Consider the following 16,130-nt stretch of genomic DNA (forward strand, 5'->3'; position numbering starts at 1 on the left):
TTTATTTCCAATCATTATTTAAAAGAGAAATACGATGAAAAAAACCTACTTTGCTTCAGCCTTGATGCTTGCCCTGACTACCGGCACCCTGTTTGCCCAAACTTTGGTGACCGTCAACGGTCAAGCCATCGACAGCAGCGTTATCGATGACCAAGTTGCTTCCGTACGCGCCAGCAACCCGAACGTTCAAGACACTCCTGAATTGCGTCAAATGCTGACTGAACGCCAAGTTATCAGCACTGTTGTTACCCAAGAAGCTAAAAAATTAAAACTGGATCAAAGCGCTGAATTCAAAACTGCATTGGAGCAAGCGCGTGCCGATGCCGCCAAGCAAGGTGCAGATAAAAAAGCCACATTCAAAACCGAATGGGCAGTTTTCGAAAATGATTTGTTAGGCCAAGCTTTCGCGGCGCATATCGTCCGTCAATATCCTGTTCAAGAAAAAGATGTCAAAGCCGCTTACAACGACTTCAGCAACTTCTATAAAGGTACTCAGGAAGTCCAAATGGGCGAAATCGTGACTGACAGCAGCAGCAATGCCCAAAAAGCCATTGCCGATTTGGATGCGAAAAAAAGCTTTGTTTCGGTATTGAACCAATACTCAATTGACGAAGCGGCCAAAAAAGCCGGCGGTATCCCTAAAGCTTATGTTCCGCTTAAAGATTTGCAAGAATCAGCGCCTCCGCTTTACGCAGCTGTCAAAGACCTGAAAAAAGGTGCGCACACTAAAACGCCGCTGCAAAACGGTAATTTGTACGCCGTTTTCTACGTCAATGACCGCCGTAACGTTACCGTACCTTCTTACGAAGCCTCTAAAAACGAGATTGGCAGCGACTTACAGGCAGCCCGTGTTGATGCGGCCATTCAATCATTGCTGAAAAAAGCCAGCATCAAAGTCAACAAATAATATAACGTGCCCGCCGTGATAACGGCGGGCAATAAGGAACTCACATGAACATCAAGCCCAAAACTGCCGTTTTGGCTATCCTCGCCCTATCAACCATCGGCTTGGCAACTGCCAAAGCACCTGAAATCGATCCCGCCCGTATCGACAGCATGGTTGCCGAAGTATTGAGACAAGCCGATCAACATCCCAACCAGACTGCCAAACCCGATGGTCAGGCAATCCGCAAAGATGTGGTTACACGTTTGCAGACTTTGGAAATTTTGAAAAATGAAGCCATCCAGGCTGGTTTGGACAAAGATGCAGAAGTGCAGAATCAGCTTAAAAACGTTGAAGCTGAGTTTTATGCCAACCAATACGCTGCTTATCTAGAACGTCAAACCGCGGTTGACGATGCTGAGTTGCGCCGTTTCTACGACCATCAAACACGCATTATCAAGCTGCAACAAGTCAGCTTTGCTTCAGCCGACGAAGTACGCGCCGCGCGAGAGCTGCTGCTAAAAGGCTTGTCATTTGAAGAGCTGATGAAACGCTATCCAAACCCCGAACAAGAGTTCGACGGCTTCATCTCTCCGCAGCAGCTCTCTCCTCAACTGGCTACCGCTTTTGCCGACATGAACCGAGGCGATGTAACGCATGAGCCGATTCAAATGGAAAACCGTTTTTATCTGTTTAAACTCAGTGCAGTAGAACACGATCCCAATGCCGAACCTTTCGAACTGGTACGCAATCAGATTGCCCAAGCTGTTAAACGACAAAAAGTCGAGAATCAGATCGAACGTATCTTAAAAGAAAACGGCATTAATCCGTAAATTGATTCAATGGTTTCAGGCCGTCTGAAACCATACTCCAACCCAAAGGGCGTGTCTTTTACGCCCTTTTTTACAAACTTCTTTTATTCAAAAACATCATGCGCGCTGTTATCCAAAAAGTTACCCAAGCCAAAGTTGACGTTTTGTCCGAAAACTCCTGCGAAACCTGCGGCAAAATCGACAACGGATTTATGATATTGCTCGGCGTTACCCACACCGATACAGAAACAGACGCCAAATACATTGCGGATAAAACCGCCAACCTGCGTATCTTTGAAGACGAAAACGGCAAATTAAATTTATCGCTCAAAGATGTCGGTGGCTCGATATTACTGGTTTCCCAGTTTACCCTTTACGCTGATGCGCGCAGCGGCCGCCGCCCATCTTTCTCCAATGCTGCCCCTGCCGAACAAGCGGATAAGCTTTATCAATATACCGCGCAACTTTTGCGCAAACATGGATTGACTGTCGAAACCGGCAGATTCCAAACCCATATGCAGGTTTCCCTTTGCAATGACGGGCCGGTTACCTTATTGCTTGACTCGCAAAAAACATTCTAAATCCCATCAAAAAAGGCCGTCTGAAATATTTCAGACGGCCTTTCCATTTCTGATCATTACTAAATCAAGCCTTGCGCTTTCACCCAGTTCACAATATCTGCCTCAACGGCTTCAGGCGAACCCGGATTGTCAATTTTAACGCCGTACTCATCCGCACCCAGCTCTTCCAAAATCTCCAGCTGCGAATCCAGCATTCCGGCTTTCATATAATGCCCCTGACGCGACAGCATACGTTCAAGATTGATTGCTTGAGGCGGAGTCAGATGAATAAAAGCCACCTTCCCTTCTGCACCACGCAGAATATCGCGATAGTGATGCTTGAGTGCGGAACAAGTAACAATGGAATATTTTTCCCCGTTTTTTGCCTGCTCTGTCATCCAGTCACGCAAATTGCCCAGCCAAGGATAGCGGTCTTCGTCCGTCAACGGAATACCGGCACCCATTTTGTCGCGGTTGGCTTGAGTATGGAAATCATCGCCTTCGGCATATGGGCATTGGTTGAGATGTTTTTGCAAAGACAATGCGGCAGTGGTTTTACCGCAACCGCACACGCCCATCATGACAAAATGTGTCGTCATTTTTCTACTCCTTGTTTATCTAGATTTTAACGGTATTTGAAAACAGGCGGATTGTGTTATCTCAAAAACACTATCCGCCGGCCATTTTCGATTAAACCAAGATAAACAACACTGACGATAAAGCAAAACCGATGAGTGCGATAAGTGTTTGGTTGACCGTCCATGTCTTCAAGGTCGTCGGCACATCCATATCCAACAGACGGCCGACAAGCCAGAAGCCTGAGTCGTTAAAGTGGCTGCAACCAACGGAACCTGCCGCCGTCGCCAATACCACGCAAGTAATCTGCCAATCGCTGAAACCTGCCGCCGCAACGGCCGGTGCCATCAACGCGGCAGCGGTAGTCAGGGCAACAGTCGCAGAACCTTGCGCAATACGCAAAGCCAAAGCTACCAAGAAACAGCCCAGTAAAACAGGAATACCCAAGTCAGCCATGCTGTCGGCCAAAGCCTTACCGATACCGGAAGCACGCAATACGCCGCCGAACATACCGCCTGCACCGGTAATCAAAATAACCGAGCAAACCGGGCCCAATGCGCCATCAATGGTTTTCTCCAAAGCGCTGGCTTTTTCACCACGTTTACTGCCCAATACATACAGGGCTACCAAAACAGAAATCAGCAAAGCAATTGGTGTCGAACCGAGCATTCGTGCAAACTGCACCCAGCCTTCATCCGCACTGACCATTTTCTCGCTGATCAGAGTAGACAAACCAGTATTCAAGAAAATCAACAACATAGGAATTAGCATAATGCCAATGACCGTAGATGCCTTTGCAGGCGCTTTCGGTTGGTCGTTATCTTGCGTACCGCCGCTGAGCAAATCAGGAACGGGCACATGAATGCTGCGGCCCAAAATCTTACCCAATAAATAGCCGCTGAAATACCAAGTAATCAAGGTAACAGGCAAACCCAAAATCAGCAGTTGACCAATATTTGCGCCATAAAATTCAGAAGCTGCAATCGGGCCGGGATGTGGCGGCAGGAAGACGTGCATGACGGAAAATGCGCCAATAGATGCCAACGCATAGGGCAAAACAGTTTGCTTCATGCGGCGTGCCGTTGCAAACACAATCGGCAACATCACCACCAAACCGGCATCAAAGAAAATCGGAAAACCGAAAATCAAAGAAGCCACGCCTAAGGCAAACGGCGCACGATTCTCACCAAAAATCCGAATCAGCGCATCTGCCAAAGACTGAGCACCGCCGGAAGTTTCCACCAAACGGCCAAGCATTGCACCCAAACCAACCAACAACGCCACGCTGCCAAGTGTACCGCCGAAGTTTTTGACCAATACATCATTAACAATGCTGCCCATAGGCAGACCTGTTACGATGGCAGTCAGCAAGCTGACCAATACCAACGTCAGCAAGGCATGAACGCGCAGTTTTACAATCAAAATCAAGATCAGCAAAATCGCTGCCGCGGCGATACCGAGCAAAGTACCGGCACTCAGCGTTTGAGTCCATCCATCCATTTTGAAGCCTTTCTCTGTAAGAAAAATACAAACTTATTAATGTTTCTTAACACACGTAGATAAGATAACACATTTCACTATGGATTCATACGGCTGGATTTAGTCAAAATATAAACTTCTCTTTTTCAAAACCCTTTTTGTAAGATGCTTGATAAATAAGGATTACAACGAAAAACAAGGGTGACAAAAAGGCCGTCTGAAACGTAGTTAATTTTCAGACGGCCTGACATCATTCTTCTCGATAAAATAGAAACGAATATTTTTTCAATTACCTAAAATCAAGTATTTTCGGCTTATGCCTTGGTAAAAATCACCCCATTTCCCAAACGTAATTCCGGCAGTTTGGTATTAAAATCCAGCCCATTGAGGCATGAGGGACTGTTACGCATTACTGCTTCGATTTCGGCAAAATCCTCGGTCAAAAATTTTAGCCGAATCAAAAGAATCTGGACAGTAATGTTTTACGATTCCCCGAACATTCATCATGCTTTTTCTTAAAAACTGAAAGTGCCATGATACAAAGGCCGTCTGAAAAATTCTTCAGACGGCCTTGATTCTTAAACTTCTGCCGGTGGTTGCGGTGTATCCTCATCTTCCTGCTGCGTTTTCGCTTTGGCAAAACGGCTGAACCAAATACCAGCTTCGTAGAGCAGAATCAGCGGAACGGCAAGCAGGGTTTGGGAAATTACGTCAGGCGGCGTGATGATTGCGGCCACGATAAACGCACCGACAATCACATACGGACGCGCATTCTTAAGCTGTGCAGTCGAAACAATGCCCATTTTGGCAAGCAACACCACAACGACGGGAACTTCAAACGTCGTACCGAATGCAACAAACATGCCCAAAATAAAGGACAGGTATTTATCGATATCGGTCGCCATATTGACACCGACAGGGGTTACACCGGCCAAGAATTTGAAAATAACGGGAAATACCAGAAAATAGGCAAACGCCATACCAACAAAGAAGAGCGTCACGCTGGACAACACCAGCGGCGTAATCAAACGCTTTTCGTTTTGGTATAAAGCCGGGGCGACAAACGCCCAGACTTGATACAGCGTGTGCGGCAACGACAGCAGAAACGCCGCCATCAAGGTAACCTTTACCGGCACAAAAAACGGCGCGATCACATCGGTCGCAATCATGCTGGTATCTTTAGGCAGATTGGCCATCAATGGTTCGGCAACAAAAGTATAGAGCTGCTGGGCAAACGGCATCATGCCCAAAAAGCAGACAACGATACCGATGACGATCCACATCATTCGGCGGCGCAGCTCGAGAAGATGCTCGATAAGCGGTTGGACGGGTTGTTCGTGTTGAGGTTCGGACACCGGTTGACTCACTTTTTACTTACGGACGCGCAGTTTGGGCTTGGCGTGGAATTTCGGGCGCATATCGCGTTTGCGGCTCATCGCCTGCTTACGCAAAGAAGTCGTATGCAGCGGAGGAACATCGGCAGCAGGAGCTTCGACATAGCTGACTTCAACCGCCGGTGCGGGGGAAACCGATGCGGTCAAATACTCACGCCAAGCGCGGTCTTGCTCGGACTCGGCATTTTCAGCTCCGACAGGCTCTTGAGTTTGCGCTGCTCCACCCTCTTCAGGAACTTGGGCCGCACTTTCATTTTCAGTGCTGCTTGAAGCCAAATCAGGCAGAGGATTACCGAACTCGTCCACGCCAAAATCAGCTGGCGTTTTTTGTTCGGGCAGGCGCTCCCAAGGCTTGAGGCCATCTGAAATATCATTCAGATTTTTTTGTGCATCATCGCCTAAGTCTTTGATACCGTCGCGAAACTCCGAAGCGGCGGCTTCAAATTCCTGCTTCACCTTGCGCAATTCGTCCAACTCAGCCTGAGTATTGAGCTCCTGCTTGACGTTGTTGACGAAGCCTTGCAATTTGCCGACCAAACGCCCGGCCGTGCGCGCGGCTTGCGGCAGACGTTCTGGACCCAGCACTATTAGGGCGACAACGCCGACCAGCAGCAATTCGCCCAAACCGAAATCAAACATGGATTATGCTTTGTCTTCGTCTTTTTTGTGTTCGATGACTTCGTCTTTTTTGGCATCTTTGCCGTCTGTACCTTCATTCAGGCCTTGTTTGAAGTCATGCACTGCACCGCCGAGGTCTTTGCCGACATTGCGCAATTTTTTGGTACCGAATACCAAAACGACGATAATCAGTACGATAATCCAGTGCCAGAGAGAGAAGCTACCCATGATAAATCCTTGAATTTATTAAAAATAGATGATAGTTATGCAGGCGTACCCATGATATGTATATGCAGGTGGAATACTTCTTGTCCACCGCCTTTGCCTGTGTTGATCAGGGTTTTGAAACCGTCGGTCAAACCTGCCTCTTGGGCGATTTGAGGGACTTTCAACATCATTTTCCCCAACAGGGTTTGATGTTCGGCGGTTGCGTGTGCCAGTGAATCGAAGTGTACTTTCGGAATCAGCAGCAGATGCACCGGCGCAGCAGGACGGATGTCTTTGAAACAAAGCATCTCATCGTCTTCGTAAACAGTTTGTGCCGGAATATCTTTGGTTGCGATTTTGCAGAAAATACAATTATCCATAATGGCTCCAATGGCCGTCTGAAAACGGGTATAACGAGTTTCACCCCAAAAAGGGAAATCGTTTTTGCCCTAAGAGACGGATTCTGAAACAGGTCAAATACGGGATTGTAATATAAATTCAAGATTCTTTGCGAGAAGCTTTTTCCACTAATCCCGACAAACCTTGACGGCGCGCAAGCTCGTTTACTACATCTTCGGCACGCAATCCGTGATGCGCCAATAAAACCATGGTATGAAACCACAAATCCGCCACTTCGTAAACCAAATGTTCGCCACCGCCATCTTTAGAGGCCATCAAGGTTTCACCCGCTTCCTCGATGACTTTTTTCAGAATCTTGTCTTCGCCTTTGTGCAGCAGCTGGGCAACGTAAGAAGCATCGGGATCGCCGCCTTTGCGCGAATCGATGACGTTTTGAATTTGGGTAAGGATAGTATCGGTCATGGTCAGTTTCTCTTATTTTCTTTCAGACGGCCTTAAGGATGTTTATGTCCGTAAATCGCCTCTTCGTCTTTCAACACGGCATCGACTGTCTGCCATGCGCCGTCTTGCCAAACTTTGTAAAAACAGCTTTCGCGCCCAGTATGACAGGCAATGCCGCCGTTTTGTTCAATCAACATGACCACTGCGTCGCCATCGCAATCCAGGCGCAATTCATGTACTTTTTGCGTATGCCCTGACTCTTCGCCCTTCATCCATTGTTTTTGGCGGGAACGGCTGTAATAGTGGGCAAACCCGGTTTCTACGGTTTTTTGCAGGGCTTCGGCGTTCATCCAGGCAACCATCAGCACACGGTGTGTCTGCCAATCTTGGGCAATCGCGCAAACCAAACCTTTTTCATCAAATTTTACGGCATTCAGCAGCGTTTCGTTTATGTTCGACATTCGCATTTTTTTCCCATATTTTCAGACGGCCTTTGGATAGTAATCACAAACGCACTTCAATTCCTGCTTCACGCATGGCCAGTTTTGCTTCGCGGATGCTCGCTTCGCCAAAGTGGAAAATACTGGCGGCCAATACCGCATCGGCCTTCCCGTCCTTAATGCCGTCCACCAAGTGTTGAACAGAACCGACGCCGCCAGAAGCAATGACCGGAATATCGACCGCTTCGCTGACCGCGCGTGTCAAAGGCAGGTTGAAACCTTGCTTGGTGCCGTCTCGGTCCATACTGGTCAGCAAAATCTCGCCTGCACCGCGCCGCTGCATTTCGACAGCCCATTCCACCGCATCCAAACCGGTCGGATTACGTCCTCCGTGGGTAAAGATTTCCCAACGGGTGTTTTCAGGGTTAACCGCTTTGGCATCCACGGCAACAACAATCGCTTGCGAACCAAAAAAACCGGCCGCTTCGTTTACCAAATCAGGATTGGTTACAGCGGCCGTATTGATGCTGGTCTTATCGGCACCGGCATTAAGCAGACGACGGATATCGGCAACCGTACGGACACCGCCGCCGACGGTTAATGGAATAAAAACTTGTGAAGCGACTGCCTCAATAACGTGCAAAATAGTGTCGCGATTGTCGCTGGAGGCAGTGATGTCCAAAAAGGTCAACTCATCCGCGCCTTCATCGTTGTAGCGTTTGGCAACGTCAACCGGATTGCCTGCATCGCGCAGACCCAAAAAGTTGACACCTTTTACCACGCGACCGTCTTTTACATCCAGACAAGGAATAATTCGTTTTGCCAATGCCATACTCAATACCTATTATCCGTTATCAGGCCGTCTGAAACCGTCAGGCCAAAAATTTGCTCAACCAATCCGGCAAATGTTGCAACAGCTGAAAATAACCAATGCCGGCTATCATCGCCAAAACACAGGAAATAATGAAATTGCTGTCAATGCGGCCGACAATGGAAAAAATTAAACCGGCAAATGCCCAGATTATCCCGTTGAAAATCATCCAATAGGTATCGATAATCGGCAAATCAAACGCCGTCAGCTGCCGCAATATCACTGCAATCAGTGTAAACCACAAACTTTCGCTTAGCGGATACACTTCGCGGTCGGATGACCAGATAATCCAAAAACCCAAAACAAACGCTTCAAGCATACCAATCCCTTAATAAAATAAGATATTGAGTGAGTTGTTTTTTTATAATTATTTCAGACAGATTTTAAGTCTAAGGACTTTGCAAAATGCCGCTTTTGAAGGCATTTTCAGCTATACGCCAACTCCTGCGCTGTTACACCTTGCAAAGCCCCAATCTGCATAATTAAACGCACTTAGGTCAAGCCAAAGAATCGGCCATTTTTTGTGCCTGTGCGAAATCAATACTTCCCTCATAAATTGCGCGGCCGGTAATCGCACCGCTCACACCCTCTTTTTCGACGGCACACAATGCGTGGATATCGTCCAAATTCGTCAAGCCGCCGGAAGCGATAATCGGGATATTCACTGATTGAGCCAATTTGACGGTGGCTTCGATATTCACGCCGCTCATCATACCGTCGCGACCGATATCGGTATAAATAATGCTGTTGACGCCATCGTCTTCAAAACGCTTGGCCAAATCGACGACATGGTGTTCCGTTACCGTTGCCCAACCGTCTATCGCCACCATACCGTCTTTGGCATCCAAGCCGACGATAATCTGACCCGGAAAGGCCTTACATGCTTCGCGCACAAATTCAGGATTTTTTACCGCGGCCGTACCGATAATCACATCGGTCAGACCCAAATCCAAATACTTTTCGATGGTGCCCAAATCACGGATACCGCCGCCAAGCTGTACCGGAATATCTTTAACCACGGCGGCCAAAATTTCTTTAATCGCCGGAAAATTTTGAGGAACGCCTGCGAATGCGCCGTTCAAATCAACCAAATGCAAACGGCGTGCGCCTTGATTGCGCCAATGCAACGCCATCTCTGCCGGCGAGTCGGAAAACACCGTCGCCTGCTCCATCAAACCTTGTTTTAAGCGAACACAGCGTCCTTCTTTCAAATCAATGGCAGGTACCAACAGCATTTTCTTCTCCTCTATTCAATTTCAGTATATTTTACACAAATTAGCGATTTTTAGCAGATTTATGTTAAAGCCTCAAATCTGCCAATTTAAAAAATTACGCAGCAGCAGCAATCCTGCCTGATGGCTTTTTTCCGTGTGGAATTGTGTGGCAAATACATTGTCCTTACCGACAATGCAGGCAAATTCATTCGGATATTCACTGACACCTAAAATAATCTCTTCATTTTTCGGTGCAAAATAATAGCTATGGACAAAATAGAAATACTCATTCTGCCCAATGTCTTGAAATAAAGGATGCGGACGGGTTTGGCGCACTGTATTCCAACCCATATGCGGCACTTTCAGACGGCCTCCCTGTGCATCGGTTTGATTGGGCAAAAACCGTTTTACTTGTCCTTCAAACCAACCCAAACCATCTGTATCGCCTTCTTCGCTGTGTTCGAACAATAATTGCGCACCTACGCAAATTCCAAAAAACGGCTTGTTTTTCAGGCCGTCTGAAACCGCCTCGCCCAAACCGCTTGCCTTCAGCGCCGACATACAATCCGGCATGGCGCCCTGCCCCGGAAAGATAACCTTATCCGCCGCCATCACCTCTTCAGGCCGCGAAGTCAGATAAATTTCAGCATTTTGATTGGACAAGGCCTGCGCCGCCTGAACAGATTTCAATACTGAGTGCAGGTTTCCCATTCCATAATCGACAATCGCTACTTTCATTGTTTCTCCTCAGGCCGTCTGAAAACATTTAATGATTAATATAATAATAAGAATGATTGTAGCAAAAGATGGTTTAAAACAAAATATTGCCACTATACAAGACAAATAATAAAAGGCCGTCTGAAATCCCAATCGGTTTCAGACGGCCTTTATTCATTCACACGATGCCTTATTCTTCAGACGCGGCTTCCGCTTCTTCTTGAACAGATTCTTCACTCAGCGTGCCTTTGGTAGAAGGTGTTTGACCCATCATGCGCGGATCGTATTCGACCGCCATGCGCAAGGCGCGGCCGAAGGCTTTAAAAACGGTCTCGGCTTGATGATGTGCATTACGGCCGCTCAAATTATCGATGTGCAAGGTCATCATACTGTGATTCACAAGGCCGTGGAAAAATTCTTCAAACAAATCAACATCAAAACGGCCAATCAGGGCGCGGGTAAAGTCGATGTTATACACCAAACCAGGACGGCCGGAAAGATCGATGACCACGCGGCTCAACGCTTCATCCAGCGGAACATAGGCATGACCGTAACGGGTAATGCCGGCTTTATTGCCAAGCGCCTGTTTCAAGGCCTGACCCACCACGATACCGATGTCTTCAACCGTGTGATGGTCGTCAATGTGCAAATCGCCTTTACAGGTAATATCCAAGTCAATCAAACCATGGCGCGCCACTTGGGCAAGCATGTGTTCAAGGAAAGGAACGCCGGTATCCAAGCGGTATTTACCGGTACCGTCAAGGTTGAGGCTGACGGTGATTTGGGTTTCGCAGGTATTGCGGGTAACGGTAACAAAACGGTCTTCGGTTGAAACACCAGCTTCGACTGCTTCGACAGTTTGTTTTTCCAAACGCGCCACTTCAACCGCTGCTGCTTTTTCTTGGTCTTTGCTGTGATCACGGTTCAGCCAGCCTTTGCGTTTGTGCATGCCGGATTCCAACTTCGCAGCCAGGCTCGGACGAATGCCGCGTGCAGACTCATCGCCTGCTTGTTGTTCCAAACGGCGTTTGAGCTGAGACAAAGAGGCGGAGTTTTCATAACCGCACGCGCGTGCAAGCTTGGTCAATGAGCCGGCTTCTTCAACCAGTAACAGAAAATTGGTCAAATGCAGTTGAGCTTTGTTCATAATGGTAGTTTCCTTGAAATCAAAGATTGGGGTAAAGGTTTCTAATAACCGCCAAGACGGCATCATTTTGCGCTGCCGAGCCTATGGTTATGCGGACACACTGATCCAAAAGCGGATGGCTGCCATGCAGTTTTTTAATCAGTATGCGGTTTTGCTTCAATGTTTCAAACAGCTCGTTCGCATCAGGTACGCGAACGGTAATAAAGTTGGCTTCGCTCGGAAAAACTTCCAAACGGTTTAATTTCAACAATTCATTCATCACGCGCGAACGCTCATTTTTTAATGTATCAATGTTTTGCTGAATGATTTGATGATGTTTCAATGAGAATTTTGCCGCCGCCAAGCTTAATTGATTCATATTGTAAGGCGGAAGGATTTTGGCCAGTTCACCCATAATGCTTGGGCTTGCCGCCGCATATCCCATCCGCAAGCCTGCAAAGCCGATTTTACTGATGGTGCGCATTACGACCAGGTTTTCGACTTTGCCCGCCCACGGAAGGAAACTGTCATGATGAAACGCACCATATGCCTCATCGACAACCACAATGCCGGTTGCCGCACGAATGACCGCCTCTACTTCTTCTCGTTTAAAACATACGCCGGTAGGGTTATTGGGATAGGCAATAAAAATTAATGACGGCTGATGTTGCTCAATCGCAGACAAAACGGCAGGAAGATTTAAAGAGAAATCCGGATTTAAGGGGACGCCGACATATTCCATGCCATAAAGTGCGGCATTATGACGATACATAACGAAACTTGGCTCAATACCCAATACACGCGCATTTGGTTTGGCAACCAGCATAGTCAAAAACTGGATAAGCTCGTCGGAGCCGTTACCCAATGCGATTTCCGCTTTATCGGGAATACCGAAAACTTCCCTCAATTCTTCAGAAATACCGCTCTTGGCAGTATGGGGATACAAATGAATCGGGGCCTGCTTTGCCAAGTCCGCCCATTCTGACAATAAAGATTCATACCCGGCGAAAGGATGATGCGGACACTCCATGGCGTCCAACTTAATAAAACCTTCCGGCAAATCGGCAACCTGATAGGCTGTCATTACTTTAATATCATCACGGATAACATCAGCAACGCGATTCATGGTTTTCTATCCTCCTGAGATAAAGTATTTATAATAGTAGCACAATCTTTATTAAATATATATATAAATAAGACTATAAAACAAGATAAAGTTTCATTCGTTTGAAGAAAAAACAATAAATCCTTTCTTCAGCATCTTTAAGCAATATTCTTGGCTTACCTCGCCTTTTTAGCGGTATAATTTTAAGTTTTCCAGTACGGCTTTACGCCCTCAATATTGATTGTGAACAATACACGCTCCCCATTGCCTTATCTTGCAACGTCCATAAGCCTTATCCTGCTGATTCTGCTTTCCTTGTCATGGGAATTGTGGATCGCGCCATTGCGCGAAGGCGGCTCATGGCTGGCACTGAAAGCACTGCCGCTGTGCCTGCCGTTGACCGGCATTTTGAAAAAACGCATCTACACTTATCAATACAGCTCCATGCTGATTCTGATTTACTTTGCCGAAGCCTGTATGCGCCTGGCTGACACAGCCGTCGCCAGCCGGATTTGCGCCGCCGTTTCCGTATTATTGTGCATTGCCTTTTTCCTCGGCTGCCTTGCATTTATCAAACAACAAAAACACACATCAAAATGACCTACCACACACTTTCAGACGGCCTGACTGAATCTTCAGTGAAAACCTTTTGGCCTTTATGGCTCAGTTTTCTTTGGATTTGCGCCGTCCCTTTTCTCTCACTCTACCGAGTCGGCCCACTGCCCAGCTTTTATTTGGAAGCCATCTCACTGAGCGGCTCATTGGTACTGACATTGATTAGCGCACACAAAGGCCTGCTGAATATCCGCCTTCCCGCACTCAGCATCGGCTTGTTTGCCATGGCCGTATTTTGGTCGCTCCAAGCGCGCCTCATGCATTCCACCTACCCCGGCATGAGCGACATCACCGCCTGGACCTTTGTCATTTTGGCACTGGGTGCATGGTCGGTGCGCGGCTGGGTAACAGCTTACGGACAGGATCGCGTCGTCAGCATCTTTGCTTGGTCTTTATTGATAGGTGCAACCATACAGGCTGCCATCGTCTGGCTGCAATTTAAAGGCTGGTCCAACGTAGAGTGGTTGAACGGCATCATTGCCCGAAGCAGCGGTACCGTAAACGGTCAACTCGGCCAGCGCAATCATTTGGGACATTATTTAATGTGGGGCATTTTGGCGGCATCCTATTTATGGACGGCGCGCAAAATGTCCAATGCAGCAGGTTTTCTGTTCGTATTGGCTTTGACTGCGACCCTCGGCCTTGTCAACTCGCGCACCATCTTAGGCTACATTGCCGCCTTATTCCTGATTACGCCGTTATGGTTTTGGCGTATTCGTTTCCAACACAAACGCGCACTGTGCATTTTCCTTCTGACCGCCATCCTGGCCGCTGCTTTCCAATTCGGCATGGGCAGCCTGTTGGATTTGTTTGGCAACATCAAATACGAAACCGCTGTCGAACGCGCAGGCACCAGCGGTTTTGAAGGTTCCATGCGCCAAATCGAATGGAGCAAAGCATGGATTGCCTTTCAATCCGCACCTTGGTTCGGTCACGGCTGGAACAGCTTTGCCCAGCAAACCTTTCTGATCAATGCCCAGCAACAATATTTCCCCAACAATATCCTCGGCGTACTGTTTACCCATTCGCACAATATCGTCATGCAGTTATTGTCCGAAATGGGCATTGCCGGCACCTTACTTGCAGCCTTAACCCTGCTTGCAGCCGTGTGGCGACTGTTGGGCCGCAATCAAACGCCGGCCTCGCTGTTTTTACTGACTGCCGCCGCCGTCAGCCTTTGCCACAGCATGCTTGAATATCCTCTTTGGTATATCTACTTCCTCACTGTATTCAGCCTGATTCTGTCGTTGACACCCTCTTATCCGAAAGATGTTTCAGACGGCCCTTTATCCACCCGAATCAGACAATGGGCAAGCGGTATAGCTGCTTTATCGATTTTAATCGGCATAGCAAACCTCAGCTGGGAATATCAAAATCTGACCCAATATAGCCGTGTAGGGAAAACCGATGATCAGCAAACGGTTCAAAACAAAATCGACGGCTTGCAACGACTTTCCAAAGAAAGCCCCATGCTTGCCTATTACGCCGATTTGAGCTTGAGCAAACGTGCAGATCCGACCGATGCCTATATCCACCCATGGGCAGAAGAGGCCGCACTCAAAGCCCTGACCTACCGCCCCTACTCCAGCGCCTACCAAGTTGGCCTTTACCTCTACCGACAAGGTAAAAAAGAAGAAGGTGCGCAATGGATGCAGGCAATGCAATATTATTATCCTTATATGATGTATTTCTACGCCGACAAAATACGCAGCCACCCGACATTCGCCCCCTTACTGCCCAAACTTTTGTCCGATTGCAAAGATTTCATCAACGCACCGAAACACCAAACCGCCCAATCATGCGACAAACCCTGAACAAAACACACCTAATTGTCAGTTTGTCCTTACAGGCCGTCTGAAAATGTAAAGAGCAGCAAGTTTCTATGCAAAAAAGCGCAAAAGCACAGAAAATTACGCTATCAACAAAAGCAGATTGCATGTTAAGATTGAATACAACTCTATTTTAAGCGCCGCACCGCCTATTTAGTGCCACGGCGCATACAATCACGAAAAGGAAATTCCATGAGTCGCGTATTACTCGTAGATGACGATGCCCTCTTGACCGAATTGCTGACCGAATACCTGACTGCCGAAGGCCTCAACGTTCATAGCGTTCCCGACGGCGAAGCCGGCGTTCAAGAAATTCTGACCGGACAATACGATGTCGTCGTATTAGACTCCATGATGCCTAAAATGAACGGTTTGGACGTACTGAAAAACGTACGTACCCAAAGCACCGTGCCCATCATTATGCTGACCGCGAAAGGCGACGACATCGACCGCATTATCGGTCTGGAAATGGGTGCGGACGATTATGTTCCGAAACCATGCACACCGCGCGAACTCTTGGCCCGCATCAACGCCATCCTGCGCCGTGCGCAACACAGCAACGAACAAAACAACGCGCCTAACAGCATTTCTGTCAGCGACGTTGTCCTCTACCCTGCCAAACGCCAAGCCAGCATCAAAGACACTCCGCTTGAGTTGACCAGCACCGAATTCAACCTGCTCGAAGTTTTGATGCGCCACGCCGGACAAGTCGTCAGCAAAGAGACCCTGTCTATCGAGGCACTCGACCGCAAACTGGCTAAATTTGATCGCAGCATCGACGTACACATCTCCAGCATCCGCCACAAATTGGGCGATGCCTCCCTGATTCAAACTGTACGCGGCTTAGGCTACCTGTTTGTTAAAAACTAAAGATTAAACAGAT

20 protein-coding genes are annotated in these 16,130 nt (G+C 47.8%); 6 read left to right on the forward strand and 14 right to left on the reverse strand.

What is annotated here, in order from left to right; genetic code table 11:
- The first annotated feature begins 34 nt into the window (after window positions 1-34).
- The 3 genes from HMPREF2952_RS06805 to dtd all read left to right on the forward strand — a co-directional run bounded on the left by HMPREF2952_RS06805 (window position 35) and on the right by dtd (window position 2,276).
- Complete coding sequence (locus HMPREF2952_RS06805) at window positions 35-907, forward strand: peptidylprolyl isomerase (RefSeq protein ID WP_049336722.1); 873 nt, start codon at window positions 35-37, stop codon at window positions 905-907.
- A gap of 44 nt (window positions 908-951) precedes the next feature.
- Entirely contained in the window at window positions 952-1,716 is a 765-nt protein-coding gene (locus tag HMPREF2952_RS06810) for a peptidylprolyl isomerase (protein ID WP_049336724.1), read from the forward strand.
- A gap of 98 nt (window positions 1,717-1,814) precedes the next feature.
- Window positions 1,815-2,276 (forward strand): D-aminoacyl-tRNA deacylase, encoded by a 462-nt coding sequence (gene dtd, locus HMPREF2952_RS06815; RefSeq protein ID WP_049336726.1) that lies wholly within the window; start codon window positions 1,815-1,817, stop codon window positions 2,274-2,276.
- Between the two features lie 59 nt (window positions 2,277-2,335).
- On the opposite strand, the gene HMPREF2952_RS06820 is transcribed toward dtd, so the two are convergent.
- The 14 genes from HMPREF2952_RS06820 to hisC form a co-directional block, all read right to left on the reverse strand.
- On the reverse strand, window positions 2,336-2,854 hold the full coding sequence (locus HMPREF2952_RS06820; protein WP_049336727.1) for a gluconokinase, GntK/IdnK-type: 519 nt from the start codon (window positions 2,852-2,854) through the stop codon (window positions 2,336-2,338).
- A gap of 91 nt (window positions 2,855-2,945) precedes the next feature.
- Window positions 2,946-4,331 carry a GntP family permease gene (locus tag HMPREF2952_RS06825; protein WP_004519658.1) on the reverse strand — a complete coding sequence of 462 codons (1,386 nt, stop codon included), beginning with the start codon at window positions 4,329-4,331 and terminating at the stop codon, window positions 2,946-2,948.
- A gap of 557 nt (window positions 4,332-4,888) precedes the next feature.
- The gene (gene tatC / locus HMPREF2952_RS06830) at window positions 4,889-5,665 is read right to left on the reverse strand and encodes a twin-arginine translocase subunit TatC (protein ID WP_039862097.1); all 777 of its coding nucleotides are present in this window, start codon (window positions 5,663-5,665) and stop codon (window positions 4,889-4,891) included.
- Between the two features lie 15 nt (window positions 5,666-5,680).
- Entirely contained in the window at window positions 5,681-6,343 is a 663-nt protein-coding gene (gene tatB, locus HMPREF2952_RS06835) for a Sec-independent protein translocase protein TatB (RefSeq protein ID WP_004519655.1), read from the reverse strand.
- A gap of 3 nt (window positions 6,344-6,346) precedes the next feature.
- On the reverse strand, window positions 6,347-6,550 hold the full coding sequence (gene tatA, locus HMPREF2952_RS06840; RefSeq protein ID WP_003679438.1) for a Sec-independent protein translocase subunit TatA: 204 nt from the start codon (window positions 6,548-6,550) through the stop codon (window positions 6,347-6,349).
- Between the two features lie 35 nt (window positions 6,551-6,585).
- Window positions 6,586-6,909, reverse strand: a complete 324-nt coding sequence (locus HMPREF2952_RS06845) for a histidine triad nucleotide-binding protein (RefSeq protein ID WP_004519654.1) — start codon at window positions 6,907-6,909, stop codon at window positions 6,586-6,588.
- 118 nt (window positions 6,910-7,027) lie between these two features.
- Complete coding sequence (locus tag HMPREF2952_RS06850; RefSeq protein WP_003679440.1) at window positions 7,028-7,351, reverse strand: phosphoribosyl-ATP diphosphatase; 324 nt, start codon at window positions 7,349-7,351, stop codon at window positions 7,028-7,030.
- Between the two features lie 32 nt (window positions 7,352-7,383).
- Window positions 7,384-7,782, reverse strand: coding sequence for a phosphoribosyl-AMP cyclohydrolase (gene hisI, locus HMPREF2952_RS06855; RefSeq protein ID WP_100066640.1), 399 nt, complete (start codon window positions 7,780-7,782; stop codon window positions 7,384-7,386).
- A 52-nt stretch (window positions 7,783-7,834) separates the two neighbouring features.
- Window positions 7,835-8,602, reverse strand: a complete 768-nt coding sequence (gene hisF, locus HMPREF2952_RS06860) for an imidazole glycerol phosphate synthase subunit HisF (protein ID WP_049336730.1) — start codon at window positions 8,600-8,602, stop codon at window positions 7,835-7,837.
- Between the two features lie 40 nt (window positions 8,603-8,642).
- Entirely contained in the window at window positions 8,643-8,960 is a 318-nt protein-coding gene (locus HMPREF2952_RS06865) for a hypothetical protein (RefSeq protein ID WP_004519651.1), read from the reverse strand.
- Between the two features lie 178 nt (window positions 8,961-9,138).
- Window positions 9,139-9,876, reverse strand: a complete 738-nt coding sequence (gene hisA, locus HMPREF2952_RS06870; RefSeq protein ID WP_049336731.1) for a 1-(5-phosphoribosyl)-5-[(5-phosphoribosylamino)methylideneamino]imidazole-4-carboxamide isomerase — start codon at window positions 9,874-9,876, stop codon at window positions 9,139-9,141.
- A 72-nt stretch (window positions 9,877-9,948) separates the two neighbouring features.
- Window positions 9,949-10,593 (reverse strand): imidazole glycerol phosphate synthase subunit HisH, encoded by a 645-nt coding sequence (gene hisH / locus HMPREF2952_RS06875; protein ID WP_049336732.1) that lies wholly within the window; start codon window positions 10,591-10,593, stop codon window positions 9,949-9,951.
- 169 nt (window positions 10,594-10,762) lie between these two features.
- Window positions 10,763-11,719 carry an imidazoleglycerol-phosphate dehydratase HisB gene (gene hisB / locus HMPREF2952_RS06880; RefSeq protein WP_070587450.1) on the reverse strand — a complete coding sequence of 319 codons (957 nt, stop codon included), beginning with the start codon at window positions 11,717-11,719 and terminating at the stop codon, window positions 10,763-10,765.
- 19 nt (window positions 11,720-11,738) lie between these two features.
- Window positions 11,739-12,824, reverse strand: coding sequence for a histidinol-phosphate transaminase (gene hisC, locus HMPREF2952_RS06885; protein ID WP_063069194.1), 1,086 nt, complete (start codon window positions 12,822-12,824; stop codon window positions 11,739-11,741).
- A gap of 222 nt (window positions 12,825-13,046) precedes the next feature.
- Here hisC and HMPREF2952_RS06890 point away from each other — a divergent pair, with 222 nt between their 5' ends.
- From HMPREF2952_RS06890 to misR, 3 genes are all read left to right on the forward strand, one after another.
- A complete protein-coding gene (locus HMPREF2952_RS06890) occupies window positions 13,047-13,403 on the forward strand; it encodes a DUF2069 domain-containing protein (protein ID WP_049336736.1) in 357 nt (118 codons plus the stop codon).
- Entirely contained in the window at window positions 13,400-15,232 is a 1,833-nt protein-coding gene (locus HMPREF2952_RS06895) for a PglL family O-oligosaccharyltransferase (protein WP_070695424.1), read from the forward strand. Before HMPREF2952_RS06890 ends, HMPREF2952_RS06895 begins: the two co-directional genes overlap by 4 nt.
- A gap of 207 nt (window positions 15,233-15,439) precedes the next feature.
- On the forward strand, window positions 15,440-16,117 hold the full coding sequence (gene misR, locus HMPREF2952_RS06900; RefSeq protein WP_003748666.1) for a two-component system response regulator MisR: 678 nt from the start codon (window positions 15,440-15,442) through the stop codon (window positions 16,115-16,117).
- The last annotated feature ends 13 nt before the right edge of the window (window positions 16,118-16,130 follow it).

Origin of the sequence: Neisseria sp. HMSC068C12, assembly GCF_001814095.1 — a bacterium.
GTDB classification, from domain to species: domain Bacteria; phylum Pseudomonadota; class Gammaproteobacteria; order Burkholderiales; family Neisseriaceae; genus Neisseria; species Neisseria perflava.